The sequence below is a fragment of the Rhizobium mongolense USDA 1844 genome (assembly GCF_000419765.1).
Taxonomy (GTDB): domain Bacteria; phylum Pseudomonadota; class Alphaproteobacteria; order Rhizobiales; family Rhizobiaceae; genus Rhizobium; species Rhizobium mongolense.
The window spans coordinates 124,404-137,584 of the sequence record NZ_ATTQ01000001.1 but is presented as its reverse complement, the minus strand read 5'-3'; the positions used below and the strand labels follow the sequence as shown (position 1 = coordinate 137,584).

Here is a 13,181-nt window from a genome sequence, read left to right as displayed (position 1 = left end):
TCGTTTCATATTCCGACCGGACCATCGTTCCGTCAGAGACGCTCACTCGTGTCGCGCCGTTTCTGGTTGACTTCGGCGTTACCCGTGTCGCACGTCACACCGGTCTCGATCGCGTCGGGATACCCGTCTGGTGTGCCTATTCTCCCAACGCCCGCTCGATCGTCGTCGCTCAAGGCAAGGGCCTGAGCGACGACGATGCGAAGGTATCGGCCGTCATGGAGGCCCTGGAACGGGCCGTTGCCGGCAATCCTTCCGTCGATACTGTCCAAGCAAGCGCGCGTCGCCTTCAAGAATCCGGCTACAGGGTCGAAAAGCTGAACTGTCTGGTCGGTCGCCACAAGAACGACATAGGCGATGACGAAGAGATCGAATGGGCGCTCGGAAGGGAACTCCTGTCGGGGACCGAGATCTATATCCCTTTCGAAGCTGCGATCCTCGACCGGACACGCGATTGCCGCTTCTGGATGTCCTCCGATGGCTTGGCGTCCGGAAACACGCTCGAGGAGGCAATGCTACATGGCATTCTCGAGCGCATAGAACGGGATGCCTATGTCCTTTGGCAGATAGGCAATGACATAGACCGCCACTCGCGTTGCATCGATCCACGCGGTCTCAAGGACCCGGCCTTGGATCAATTGATCGAAAAGATCGAAACCGCCGGGTTGGTCCTTCGGCTTTTCGACATGATGAGCGATATCGCCGTTCCGTGCTTCACCGCAATATTGGGCCCACGGGATATTCATGACGACGCAAATGTCCGTTTTGTCGAAGTGACGGCAGGAAGCGGCGCTCATCCATCGCCCGTTCGCGCGGCCATACGGGCTGTAACCGAAGCAGCTCAATCCCGGTTGACCTATATCAGCGGTGCACGGGATGACATATTGCCCGAAACCTTCCTTGCACCTCTCCCGTTGCAGACGCGCACTGCTTTCCAGGCCGTTCCGGCGATGCCGGCGACGATTGCGCCGGCGTATCCGCCATCTCCTTCTCAACATCTCGACTACACACTGAGTGCCTTGCGCGAAAAGCAAATAGATCGAATCATCGCCCTGGCCCTCAGCGATCCCGCACTTCCTTTTAGCGTCGCGAAAATCTTTATCCCAGCCCTTGAAAATCCGGAGGGCGAGCGCGCACGCCGCTTTGGAAATCGGGCGGTTTCAAGGGCTATCATGTCATGAAGGTCATCTTTGTCGGTCCGAGCCTTCCAGATGCGGCATCCTTCGCTGGAGATGAGGTCTTCGTCTGCCCACCTGCGGTTCAGGGCGATGTTCTTGCCGCCGTGAGGCGTGGCGCGAGTGTCATCGGGCTAATCGACGGTGGGTTCGAATATACGGCGCCGGTCTGGCACAAGGAGATCCTCTACGCGCTTTCTCAGAATGTAGCTGTATTAGGGGCGGCCAGCATGGGAGCACTTCGCGCGGCTGAATGCCAGCTCTTTGGAATGATTGGCATCGGTCGCATCTTCCGTGAATACGAGAAGGGCGCGACAGCCGATGACGCTGACGTCGCTTTGCTCCACGGCCCGATGGAATATGGATACAAATCCCTGACGGTGCCGCTCGTGAATGTCAGGGCAACACTCGACAAATTGGAAAGCGAGAAGCAACTTGCATCTGCTATGCGGGCAAGGCTTGAGGAGAGTGCTGCTCGAATCTTCTTCAAGGAACGGACCTGGCAATCGATCATCGCCAATTGTGGCGCAGCCAACATTGCGGCACCGCGTGAGTTGCTTTCGCTGCTGGTCTCAAACGTCGTCGATCAGAAACGGATTGATGCTCTTGCTCTTCTGGAAGCTGTTCGCGCCACCAGTGACTTCCCCCTTGGTAGAGAGATTTCCTGGCATTTGAACGAGACATTTGTTTCGCCCATTTAACAAGCGTATGCGCTGCTCAGTGCAATTACGGATTGTGTCACGCGTTTTTCACGGGCTCTTCGCCCTCATCCCCAATATGTTCTCCAGAGATTTTGGAGATCGAGATGAGCGCCACTTCTGCAGGTAATCCAGATGGCTCAAGCCACAATGCAAGATCCATTGAGGAGTTGGATGAGCTCATCGCGCTCGCCCGAATGATCACTTACGCAAGATACGCGGCACAGGACGTTGAGCTTGTCAACGCGACGCATTGGCTTGACCTGGCCCTGAAGGCCGTTACCCGCGAGATCGGGGATGGCGCCGAAACGGGGCTGGCCGACCTGACGCTGTCCGTGGACGCCATTAATCTGCACAAGCACTAACCGGCCGACAAGCTCGGCCATGGCTCATTGCTTCATCATCGCGGTTAGCGAAGTCGTTTGGAATAAACGCCAAGCCTGTTCGACGGCTCATACCCATTACCTGTGTAATAGTCCGCAACGCGGCCGCTCTGCTGGGAAACGAGCCAAATCTGCAGATAACCCATAGTTCGGGCTTCGATTTGGAGGCGGCTCAGCAGACCCGAGCCAACTCCCTTTCTTTGATGCTTGGGCAATACGGCTATTTCAGCAAGATGCAGGCCGCGGCCGATCACCGAGGTATGCGGAAGGGCGAAGGCGAACCCGATGGCTTCTTTCGCCTCGAACGCTGCCACACCAAGGCAGCCAGGTGTCGTGGCCAGTTCATCGAGACGCCAAGCTGCATTCTCGATCGACCACTCTTCATTCCAAGGCGGCTCGGCGTACGCCTCAACCATAATGGCTGCGCTTTGCGTCGCTTCGACATGCGTTATTCGTCTGAATTCGATGGGCATCCACACCTGCTATTGAAACGCCGCAGAGAAGAAACCGGCTTGTCGACTAAATCCTGCTTGAAGAGCATCAAGGCTGCACTGCAATCTCATTCCTGCAATGTTCTCCAAACCTCGAAATGGTGCTCCATCGCGATCCTGTTTCCATTGGATCTGCTCCATGGCGCCTCAGAGAACTAAGCACAGGCTTGCACAAAGATGTCGTGACTTTATCGTGACACCCTCAATGAGGGAATCCTAATGAAAATATACAATTAAAAGCAGTGAATTGGAAAGACGCTGGTTCATGGCGGCTGAACCAGCCGGTTTGAGCCTTCGCGACAAGTGCAGTTACACCCGTGAGATCTGCGGCGTCCATTGTGCCAGACAGGCGGCAAGCTGATCGCTGTCGGGTGCACCCGTGCGTCCGCCGAAGACCTGACACTTAAGTGCTGCCGCCGCCGATGAGATGCGTATGGCATCTTCGATTTGCAATTGCCGTGCGACGGCAAAGGCAAATGCGCCGTGGAAGATGTCGCCTGCCGCAAGCGTATCGACTGTTTTGGCGGGTCGCGCGGTCATATGCATGACGCAATCGTTGACATCGTCATACCAATAGGCGCCGGTTTCACCCGCCGTGACGCTGATAAATGCCAGCGGGAAACGCTGCTTGAGCACCCCGATCGCCGCAGCACAATCTTCCGTCCCTGCCAGCTTGCCTGCTGCAGGGTGCGAAAAGACGATGTGGCTCGCTGCCGGCCCCAGCCGCTCGATTACCCCATCGGCGGCGACGTCGCCATCCAAGATCGCCGGCTTGCCCAGGCTCCGCGCCGTTTCCAGGACCTTAAGAGCGAGCTCCGGCCATCGAACATCAACTAAAACAGCGTCGAAAATGGCGATTTCCGTTGTCGAAATGTGCTTGACCGATCGATGCAGTTCAGGGTCGTAAAAAGGGACGATGAGACGCTCGCCGCCGTCGTCAACCAGAATGGTCGAAACCGCAGATCTTGCGCCTTGCACGATATGCATTCCGCTTATGTCGATGCCGGCTAGAGAGAGATCCGCGATAATGCGCTTGCCTGTTTCGTCATCCCCAACAGCACCCCACAGGCTTGCCTTGCCCCCAAGCCTGACAACAGCATAGGCCGCGCTCGAGGCCATGCCCTCGGCTATCTGCAGCATGTCATATGGCAGAACCTTGCCTTGTCCCGCCGGCATTTTTCGGACGCGAAACAGTGTATCCAGCACAGCTGCGCCAACGCACAAGACGTGCGGCTGTCGGTCTTTTGCCTTTGAAACCCTCTCCCTGGTCAAAACAACATGCCCGCCACTCAGCTGCCTTTGACGGCGCCCGCCGTCAAACCAGCAACGATCTGCTTCTGGGCAAACATTGTCAGGACCAGCACCGGCAACGTGACGATCAGCGCTGCTGCCGCAAGCGGTCCCCAACTGACCTGCTCGAAGGAAAGCATGTTGTAGACTGCCACCGGCAACGTCCGGGTTTCGCGGCTCGCCAGCACGATACCGAACACGAAATTGTTCCACGAGAAGATGACGGAGAGGATGAAGGCGACGACAATGCCGGGCTTGGCGATCGGCAGCGCCACCAGGCGGAAGACCTGCCATGGCGTTGCCCCGTCGATACTTGCCGCCTCTTCGAGCTCCATCGGCGTTGTTTCGAAATAGCCGATCATGATCCAGACGACGATCGGCACAGTCACCACCAGATGGATGATGATCTGTGGCCAGAGTGTGCCGAGGAGATCCAGCCATTGGAACAGCAAGAAGAGCGGGATCAGAAAGGAAAGCCCGGGTGTCATTCGCGCGATCATGATGACCATTGCCGAACGCTCGGCCTTGAGCCGGGCAATTCCATAGCCTGCCGGCACGCCAATCAAAAGCGCCAGAAATGTCGCCGCTCCCGTCACAAGGATGGAATTCCAGAAATACAAGAAGAAATTGTTTTCCTCGAAGACTTTGACGTAGTTCGACCAGGCAAATCGCTCTGGGATGAAGATCGGCGGATAGGCTCCATTGTCGATTTCGTATTTCAGGGACAGCGAGATCATCCACAGAAAGAAGAGGATGACCGGCGAGACCATCACCAGGGCGACGAAGAAAAGACCGATGCGATCGAGCGTCTTGCGCTTCATCAGCGTGTCTCCGTGTCTGACCAGTTCGTCCGCGCGCGCACCATCATCAAGACGAAGGAGAGCGCGACGATGACGACGAAGAAGACGACGGCCATCGCAGATCCGTAGCCGATGTCGTAATAGGAAAAGGCCGTATTGTAGAGATAGATATTGATCGTCTCCGAGGCCGTTCCCGGTCCGCCTTGCGTCATCGCGTAAATGATGTCGAAGCTCTTTACGGCGTCGATGCTGCGGATGATGACGCCGACCATCAGGAAGGGGGCAATCATCGGCAGCGTGAGATAGCGAAACTTCTGCCAGGCATTGGCGCCATCGATTTCGGCGCTTTCATACGGCTCGCGCGGCAGAGCCGCAAGACCGCCAAGCACGATCAGCATGATCAGCGGCGTCCACTGCCAGGTTTCCACCAGAACCAGCGAGGGAATGACGCTCGTCTGATTGTAGATCCATTCCTGAGGCCCAATTCCGACCAATGAGAGAAGATAATTGAGGACGCCGAGCTGCGGATGAAACATCATCGTCCAGACGAGCGCGATGGCAACAGGTGTCGCCATCATCGGCATGACGAATATACCGCGCAGGAGTCCGCGCAGCGGGAACTGCGCGTCAAAGATGAGGGCGGCGAGCGTGCCCAGAAACAGAGGTCCGATCACCGCAAGCACCGTATAAAGGACGGTGTGCCAAAGAGAATCCCAAAAACGCGTGTCGGTCGCGAGACGGAGATAGTTGTCCCAGCCTGAAAAGGCTTGTGCCTGGCCGAGCGTCCAGCTGTTCACGCTCATCCACAGGGTGAAAACCCATGGAAAAACGATGACGGCAGCGATTACGATCAGGGCAGGAACGACGAAGGGCCAGTAGTTCGGAGCAAGCCCGCTGGGCTTGCTCCTTGAACTGATTGCCGTCGCTTTTTCGGCTTCAATGCTCACCGAAGTCATCATCCCTCGCTTCGGGCCAGCACCGGCTCGAACTGAGCCGTGGCGGACTTGAGTTCGGCGGCCGGATCTGCGCCGCCGATCATGTTCGTCAGGCCGACGCCATAGATGTCTCGGAATTCGGTGACCGGGATGATGACCGGCAGGGCGAGCTTCGAAATCTTGCCGGAGCCGACGACCGCGTCGACCCATGCACTCGGCATGGTGACGCCTTCGCGCACCTTGGGATCTTCAAGGATAGACTGGCGGAAGGGAACGCCGGCACCGGCCTGCAGGAGCCGGGCACCCATGTCATGGGAAACCACCCATTGGCAGAAGAGGTAGGCCGCTTCCTTGTTCTTGCTTGCTGCTGTTACGCCGATACCGTCGCCAAATGTTGCGGCTGCCTGCGCTTTCGGGCCCTTCGGCATGATCCCGTAACCCACCTGGCCGACGACGCGGGATTTTTCCGGGTTTTCGATCGGCGGTGCAAAGCCGACGCCATCGAGCCACATGCCGATCTTGCCCTGCAGGAATGCCGATTGCGCTTCTGCCCAATTGAATCCGGAGACGCCGACAGGCGCTGCCTTCGTCATCAGACGCTGGTAGAGCGTTGCCGCCTGGACGGCCTCCTCGGAAGTGGTGCGCAGTTTGCCGTCCGGCCCGAGGGGCGTCATGCCGTAACCGAGCATGAGGGCCGTCCAGACGGGGACGTTGGCGTTTTTCAGTCCGCGGGCAACGAAGCCGTACGTGTTGCTCGACGCGTCGGTCAGGGCCTCTGCGGCGTTCGCCATCTCGTCGAAGGTTGCGGGGTACGAAAGGCCTTTCTTCTCGAAGAGCTGCTTGTTCCAGTAGACGATCCAGTAGTCGACGGAGAAGGGCAGGGAGCGCAGGAGGCCGTCGGAATCCTTGGCGAATTGCAGGCCCGCATCGGCGAAATCACCCTCGACCAGAGACGGATCGGTAAGGGACGGATCCTTGAGAAATCCGCTTATATCGGCAAGCCAGCCGCCCTTTTCGAACTGCCGTTTCTGCACGTGATAGCTCATGTGAACGACGTCGAAGCTTGGCTTTCCGGAGCTGAGTTCGATCGTTGTCTTCTGGCGCTGCTGCTGTTCGGGCGTCGCCTCGGCATTGACCTTTATACCGGTCAGCTCCTCGAACTCGCCGAGATATTTGAGGATGATCTCACTGCGTGGGCTCTTGACGAGATTGACTTCGAGCGTCGTGCCGGCAAACCGTTTCCAGTCAACGGCGGCCGATGCCGCCCGCACGCCAAGAAAGCCGGCGGCGCCGAGAGCGGCAGAACCAGCCAGAAAGCTCCGGCGAGTTGGATTCCAAATTGAAGATGACATGCCATTCCTCCTCTTCTTGCCGGAGATCTCCTCACCGCCGGCTTGCCTTGCCTATAATCTGAGTGCGCGGTCCCTCGCGTGATGGATATGTGCGACGAGCGCGCTGACGGCATCTTCCGCCGACCGTCGCTCGATGGCTTCGAGAACCTTCAGATGCTCTCCCATGACCGGTCCGACACGGCCGTCGATACGAAAGCGCTCCTGGCTTATAAGGCGCATCTTGATTGAATTCACCCGGTAGACATTCGAGATGATGGTGTTGCCGAGCGCGTCGATGAAGGCGTCATGCATTCCCCAGTCCACGGCCTGGGCGTGAAGCTCAAGATCATGCGAATTGTTGCCGCCATTGATGGCGTCGGCGATGTCCCGGTGCATTTTCAGGAGGCCCGCGATCGTTTCGTCGGAAGCCGACCGGGTAAAAAGCGCAACCGCCTCCTTCTCCAGGAACACGCGAAGCTGAAAGGCTTCACGGATCAGGTTGAGATCGATATGAGCAATCTGCAGGCCGCGCTGCGGCACCGTCTTGATGAGGCCTTCGGCTTCGAGCCTTGGAATGAGTTCACGGATTGCGCCGAGCGTCAGTCCGGTCAGTTCGACGAGGCGGCGTTGGGAGACGAACTGACCGGGGCGGACATCGCGCGCCAGCAGATGCCGGGTAAAGCTCTCATAAGCTCTTTCCCGCAAGGTCGGCTGTTCGTCCAGTCCATCCATGGATCCCCCTTCGTACATGACGATTAAGCGGCCTTTTTTCGAAACAGGGCGTCAAAGGCGAGGGCAAGCTTGTTGCATCCTTCGCGGGTTATTGAAACGAGCGGTGGGCGGACCGCAAGCCACATTTCATCGTCGCTCAGATGCGCGATCATCGCCTTTACGGCGGGGGTCACGGGATACTTCAGGAGCTCGGCCACGAAAGCGACCACGCGCGGATCATCCTTTCCCTCTTCGGCCATGCGCTTGATCTCGGGGGCGATGAAATTCGCCATGCCGGAGATTGCGCCCTGGCCGCCCAGGCGCGTGCCTTGGGCCAGATGACGCTCATCGCCGATCAGGATGATGAGATCGTGATGGGCCTCGAGCAGCTTTTCGGTAAAGGCCCAATCGCCGGAGGAATCCTTGACGCCCGTTACAATTGCCGGAAAGGCCTGACGCAAGCGGCCGATCAGCGCAACGCTCAAGGGCACCATCGTGACGGAGGGAATGTTATAGACGATGATGTCACGGGCTTGGTCCCCGAGAATGCGGAATACGGCATAAAACCAGCGGAAAATGCCTTCGTCGCTGACATTCTTGAAATAGCAAGGCGGTGCCAGGAGAACGTTTCGGATACCCATGGACAGGGCATAGCCCGTCTGGGTGGCAGCATCCTCGACGGCATCGACCAGGACGCCCACGACGATTTGGGAGGGATCAATACCGGCCTCGATGAATGCCTCAAGCACCCTCTGGCGCTCAGCGCTGCCGATCGAGGATCCTTCGCCAGTCGTCCCAAACAGCGTGACGCTGGAGCAGCCGGCCGCAAAGCTGCGCTTTGCCTGAGCGATCATCGCGGAAACTGCAATGTTGTCGTCGCCGTCGAAAGGTGTCGCCAGCGCGACCGATAATCCAAAACGCTCCACGAACCTACATCCCACAACCTGACTATTCAGTATAGATAGGACTAACATGTTAGTTATGGCTCAGCAAGTGGAACTTGCCCCTGGGCAGCCATGGCTTATCAGGGAGCGGTTTGTCTCGAAGGCAAGCGTCATGCATAGGTGCGGGGACGCTACTGCCAAAACCAGGGTTTCGACGCTTCGGCCCGGGCCGCTTCTGGCGTGACGCCGATATCGTTCAGCTGCGCGGCTGTCAGTTCCAGGAGGCTGCGCCGCGTCTTGCGCTTTTCGAAATAGCAGACAAAGCCGGTTCGTCACATTGCCTGCGTCCGGTCGCGTATTCGAGGCTGCGCAATAAGGTTCGTGAGTCAGACGCAGGCAGCTTCGAGGCGGTGATGATGCTTAAGGCAGCGCCGCACGCCTTCTTCGATACCGATTTTCGGCGTGAGTCCGAACGACTTTTGAAGCGCAACGTCGCCGCAGCGGAAGAATACTCCTTCTGGACGGCTTGCCGTTCCTCGCACTTGCGGTGTCCAGCCGAGCTCGCGGCTGACAAGCTCGGCAAGCGCAATGAAAGAGGTTGCCTTGCCCGTCGAGAGGTTGAGGCTTGCGCCTGATGGCAGCGTGTCCATCGTTTTCCAGATGAAATCGACGCAATCGGAAATGTGGATGAAGTCGCGGCATTGGTGTCCGCTTCCCCAGACGGAGACTTCCGGCGCGCCGCGCTCCTTGAGAAGCCTGCTGCAGATGGCCGGGAAGGGATAGGCGAGGTCCTGGTCCTCGCCATAGCCGCTGAATGGCCGGTAGGCAACCGCCCGGCCGCCATAGCGCTCGACATAGAGCTTCATCAAGTACTCGCCGGTAAGCTTGGTCCAGCCGTAGCTGAGGTCGGGCACGCCGAGCGGGCGCTCGAAAGAGATCATGTCTTCGGAGAGCCTCGTCTGCATCGCCTCAGTCTGCAATGCCACGGGATAGGCCGCACTAGAGCTGAAATAGACGACGGTTCCGGGGCGGCATTCGCCTGCCCACCGCCAGAGCGCTGCGTCGACGGCGAGATCTTCGGCAACGAGCAGCGTCTGGTTCTCGAGCGTCATACGCCCGCCGACGAGCGCGGCGAGGTGAAACACATAGTCGAAATGCTCGTGGGCGCTTTCGAAAAATGCCCGGCAATCCTGCTCATTCAAGGTGAACTGACGATGCAAGCGCTGCCTTGAAACCGGTGGCCTTGCGCCCGTTCCCGGTTTCATCAAATCGACGCAGACCACATCGAAGCCCTCGGCCAAAAGCCGGTCACAGAGATGCCGGCCGACAAAGCCGCATCCGCCAGTCACGAGTGCACGCGTCATGATCCCCCCTAAGCAGCGAGAAATGCAGTCTCCCCCGTATAGATCGCGATCATCCGGCGTTCCCATTCTGGGCGGGTGGGCGCAATCTTCTTGCCAAAGGCGCGGGCGCCTTCGGCAAGCTTTTGCACAAGGCTGTCGCTCTTGACCTTCAGCAACGCTTCGGCGAGTGAGGCGGCATCGCCGCTCTTGAACACCAGCCCTGCGCCGTTTTGCTCAACCTCGTCAGCAATGAGGGCGTTGCTGCTTATGATTACCGGGATTCCGCTCATGATCGCCTCGGCGGCCACCAGCCCGTAAGGCTCCGGCATTCGAGACGGCATCACGAATATCCGTGCCTGGTCGGCAAGCTCGGACACGGTTGCATCATCGAGCCAGCCGGGGACCCAGCAATGGGGAAGCGTCACCTGCATTTCGTCGAGAAGCGGCCCGCGGCCGATCAGCGTTGCCGCCTGACCGGTCATGCGCAGCGCTTCGCAAAGCGTACGCACGCCCTTTTCCCAGGTCATGCGGCCGAGGAACATGATGCGTTCGCGCCGCCAAGGTTCCGTCGGCCGCCACGTAAGAGGCTCGGTGGGTGTGCGCAAGGTCTGGAAGTTCCTGATTGGCCCGGGGGTCAAATAGGCTTCCATTTTCTCATGCGCGAGGATCACCTCGATGCGCTCCCAGAAGGCGTCGCCCACGCCAATCTGCCCCAGCATGCGCCGGAAGCGCCAGAGCTTGTGCAGATAGTTGCGTTTATCGCAGTTGGTTGCCAGGCACTCGAATGACATCGGTTTGACCGGGCAGATTTCGCCGCTCTTGTAATTGAGCCGGCCGCCATTCGGGCAGTTCAGGAAAAAGTCGTGGGCTGTTACAATGACGCGGGCCGGGCTCTTGGCCAATGCATGGAAGATCGAAGGCGACAGGATCTGGTTCCAGCCGTGCACATGAACGACGGTCTCTTCGCAGGATTGCCCCAACAGCATTGCTAGCGCCTCGTATGCCCGCTTGTTGAAGTGACGGTCGAAGACATTGGCGATGACAGGCCCATCTCGAAGCGGCTTCTCGCCAAGCGCGATCGTAGGTACGCGTAGGCCGCACTCTTCCAGGCCGGTCCCGTCGTCGCCGACGAAGAAAGTGCAATCCAAGGCGGCCCGCACACAAGCCTGCAGACACTGGATCGCGACTTTCGTGGCTCCACCTCGGACAACGGAAACGTCGTTCACAACAACAAGGCGCATGTTCGAACCGCCCAAATTTACGCAGGGGCCAAAGCGGGGACCAGTATCGGCAGAGGAAACACAAAATCCCCGCTTTCAATGAGGCGATTTATCACGTCCGATTGCAATTCACCCAATGGTATTAGTCCGGAAAAAGCGCCGGCGGAATTTCTGTTTAAAAACAATCTGCTACTGTGCGACACAATAAAGTTATCCACCTCCCATCGGGAGTTTTTTCAACCCGCGACCGGGAATTGCTGGCGGCGGGCGGTGGACAAAAGCAACGGTGCGTAGACAGCAGCCTGAATAACACGACACGCAAGTTGTAACTGCGCGCCGCATCCGGCGCTTCACAATGTGAGGTGACTTCGAGCCGTGTCGGATGTACGCTATTTGATAGCGCACAATTGCGAGAGCAAAGGGTGCAAGATGACAATTGGAACTGTTCTGCTTCTTGAGGACGAGCCGATCATCGCTCTCGACGTCGAGAAGCTTCTACAAGAAAACGGCGCCGACAAGGTCGTCACCCTGTCGACCTGCGCCGAGGCTATCGGGTGGCTGGGTGTGAACACCCCGAATATCGCCATCGTCGATCCGCGCCTCAGCGATGGCGTCTGCTCGTTTGCCGTGAAGACCCTTGCAGAGCGTAGGGTCCCCTTCATTCTCTATTCTGGCGAACCAGATGCGGCGATCGAGAGCGAACCCGCCTTCTCCGCAGGCCAACTGCTTTATAAGCCATGTGAGCCCGACAGACTGATCGCCGCTCTCTCGCGGGCTGCTATCAGTTCGTTGAACCCGCCGCCCGCAAGGGGTGACCCACTCTGTTGAAAAAGGGCACCAACCGGACCGCCGGTTTATGATGACGCGGGCAGATGAATCCAAGTAGAACCAGCGTGCCTTGCGATAAGTTGGGACCTTAGTCCAAGTTGACGGCAAGCCCCTCCAAGCTAAACTAGGCTTACTCGTCCACTCTGCGGCGATTTCGCATTTCTCGATGCCCCGCCGCTTGCGGGGCATTTTTCTACGCAGTCGCACTGGAGTTTGCCGCAGGTGGCTGGAATACCCTATTTCCGGGATCGGCATAGCGCGGCTGTATGGCATTCTTCGCCTTGGACGGATACCGACCTGCTTGCGCAGCGGCACCGCTGAAGCTACCCACGTGCCGTAGATTAACCTGCTGCGGCGCGAGATGCGACGGGGCTCGCCCCGACCCCCAGACCCTCAGGGGCGAGCCCTTGTCGCATCGCATGAACCGGGTGCCCGTCCAACAGAGTGGCAAGCGGAACAACTGCTCGCTTGAACGGACCTGTCCCGCTTGCCAAAACACCGTTCGTCACTCGGCCGACCCCGCTCGCGCAATTTCCTCGCGGGGGCAAAACGGCCACCTCAAGAGTAGATTGGCTTGCTGGAGGCTGGCCGGTAATAGAGCCTGACTGTCGCAAAAAAAATGGGTCGCTGGTCGTTGGGCCCATGAGATGTGAACTCTACTTGACCGGTACGACGAGTGGCGTCCCTTTCTTAACGATATATGTGGCGAGTTCCGAGGCCTTGTCGCTGCCGACGTTTTTCGCCGTGTGGACCACTCCGGCGGGAATGAACAAAGTTTCGCCGGCCTTGAGCGTGACGGGCGTCCTATCCGCGAGCTGGTATTCCAGCGAGCCTTCAAGGACATAGGCGACCTCTTCGCCGGGATGAGAATGCTTAGCGGCAACTGCGCCAGGTTCGAAGTCGACGCGCACCTGAACAACTTCGCGCCCGGGCACGTCGAGATCGTGCTGCAGAAGATCGGTGCGCTGAATTCCCAGTTGTTGAGCCTGCGCCATGTGCGGCGTCACTCCGCTCCCGGCGATCAGCAGGGCAGCTGCTACGAGTTTGATCGTTTTCATATGGTCATCCTTTCGTGCTGAGCCGAGCCTCACCTTC

Annotated in this window: 14 protein-coding genes and 1 pseudogene; 4 read left to right on the top strand and 11 right to left on the bottom strand. The window is 58.4% G+C overall.

What is annotated here, in order from left to right; all coding sequences use genetic code 11:
* Positions 1 to 23 precede the first annotated feature (23 nt).
* From A3C3_RS0100775 to A3C3_RS37390, 3 genes are all read left to right on the top strand, one after another.
* Positions 24 to 1,178, top strand: coding sequence for a YcaO-like family protein (locus tag A3C3_RS0100775; protein ID WP_028739279.1), 1,155 nt, complete (start codon positions 24 to 26; stop codon positions 1,176 to 1,178).
* The gene (locus A3C3_RS0100770) at positions 1,175 to 1,873 is read left to right on the top strand and encodes a TfuA-like protein (RefSeq protein ID WP_022712716.1); all 699 of its coding nucleotides are present in this window, start codon (positions 1,175 to 1,177) and stop codon (positions 1,871 to 1,873) included. The genes A3C3_RS0100775 and A3C3_RS0100770 overlap by 4 nt, the downstream gene beginning before the upstream one ends.
* A gap of 104 nt (positions 1,874 to 1,977) precedes the next feature.
* Positions 1,978 to 2,235 carry a hypothetical protein gene (locus A3C3_RS37390; RefSeq protein ID WP_033419533.1) on the top strand — a complete coding sequence of 86 codons (258 nt, stop codon included), beginning with the start codon at positions 1,978 to 1,980 and terminating at the stop codon, positions 2,233 to 2,235.
* Between the two features lie 44 nt (positions 2,236 to 2,279).
* Here the strand turns inward: A3C3_RS37390 and A3C3_RS0100760 are convergent, their stop codons facing one another.
* The 10 genes and pseudogenes from A3C3_RS0100760 to A3C3_RS0100720 all read right to left on the bottom strand — a co-directional run bounded on the left by A3C3_RS0100760 (position 2,280) and on the right by A3C3_RS0100720 (position 11,279).
* The gene (locus A3C3_RS0100760) at positions 2,280 to 2,726 is read right to left on the bottom strand and encodes a GNAT family N-acetyltransferase (RefSeq protein WP_022712714.1); all 447 of its coding nucleotides are present in this window, start codon (positions 2,724 to 2,726) and stop codon (positions 2,280 to 2,282) included.
* Between the two features lie 327 nt (positions 2,727 to 3,053).
* Positions 3,054 to 4,016: a PfkB family carbohydrate kinase gene (locus A3C3_RS0100755; RefSeq protein WP_022712713.1), complete on the bottom strand. Its 963-nt coding sequence runs from the start codon at positions 4,014 to 4,016 to the stop codon at positions 3,054 to 3,056.
* Between the two features lie 17 nt (positions 4,017 to 4,033).
* Positions 4,034 to 4,855, bottom strand: coding sequence for a carbohydrate ABC transporter permease (locus A3C3_RS0100750; protein WP_022712712.1), 822 nt, complete (start codon positions 4,853 to 4,855; stop codon positions 4,034 to 4,036).
* Entirely contained in the window at positions 4,855 to 5,790 is a 936-nt protein-coding gene (locus A3C3_RS0100745) for a carbohydrate ABC transporter permease (protein ID WP_028739278.1), read from the bottom strand. The genes A3C3_RS0100750 and A3C3_RS0100745 overlap by 1 nt, the downstream gene beginning before the upstream one ends.
* Complete coding sequence (locus A3C3_RS0100740) at positions 5,790 to 7,121, bottom strand: ABC transporter substrate-binding protein (RefSeq protein WP_022712710.1); 1,332 nt, start codon at positions 7,119 to 7,121, stop codon at positions 5,790 to 5,792. The genes A3C3_RS0100745 and A3C3_RS0100740 overlap by 1 nt, the downstream gene beginning before the upstream one ends.
* A gap of 51 nt (positions 7,122 to 7,172) precedes the next feature.
* Complete coding sequence (locus A3C3_RS0100735; RefSeq protein ID WP_033419551.1) at positions 7,173 to 7,832, bottom strand: GntR family transcriptional regulator; 660 nt, start codon at positions 7,830 to 7,832, stop codon at positions 7,173 to 7,175.
* Positions 7,833 to 7,855: 23 nt separating this feature from the next.
* A complete protein-coding gene (locus A3C3_RS0100730; protein WP_051154408.1) occupies positions 7,856 to 8,785 on the bottom strand; it encodes a dihydrodipicolinate synthase family protein in 930 nt (309 codons plus the stop codon).
* Between the two features lie 101 nt (positions 8,786 to 8,886).
* A pseudogene (locus A3C3_RS42980) lies at positions 8,887 to 8,985 on the bottom strand (DUF1127 domain-containing protein); the annotation flags it as partial.
* A 96-nt stretch (positions 8,986 to 9,081) separates the two neighbouring features.
* Positions 9,082 to 10,059 carry an NAD-dependent epimerase/dehydratase family protein gene (locus A3C3_RS0100725; RefSeq protein WP_022712707.1) on the bottom strand — a complete coding sequence of 326 codons (978 nt, stop codon included), beginning with the start codon at positions 10,057 to 10,059 and terminating at the stop codon, positions 9,082 to 9,084.
* Positions 10,060 to 10,067: 8 nt separating this feature from the next.
* Positions 10,068 to 11,279, bottom strand: a complete 1,212-nt coding sequence (locus A3C3_RS0100720; RefSeq protein ID WP_022712706.1) for a glycosyltransferase family 4 protein — start codon at positions 11,277 to 11,279, stop codon at positions 10,068 to 10,070.
* Positions 11,280 to 11,687: 408 nt separating this feature from the next.
* On the opposite strand from A3C3_RS0100720, the gene A3C3_RS0100715 reads away from it, so the two are divergent.
* Entirely contained in the window at positions 11,688 to 12,086 is a 399-nt protein-coding gene (locus A3C3_RS0100715; RefSeq protein ID WP_210309102.1) for a response regulator, read from the top strand.
* Between the two features lie 656 nt (positions 12,087 to 12,742).
* On the opposite strand, the gene A3C3_RS0100710 is transcribed toward A3C3_RS0100715, so the two are convergent.
* A complete protein-coding gene (locus tag A3C3_RS0100710) occupies positions 12,743 to 13,144 on the bottom strand; it encodes a cupin domain-containing protein (RefSeq protein WP_022712704.1) in 402 nt (133 codons plus the stop codon).
* Positions 13,145 to 13,181: the final 37 nt, after the last annotated feature.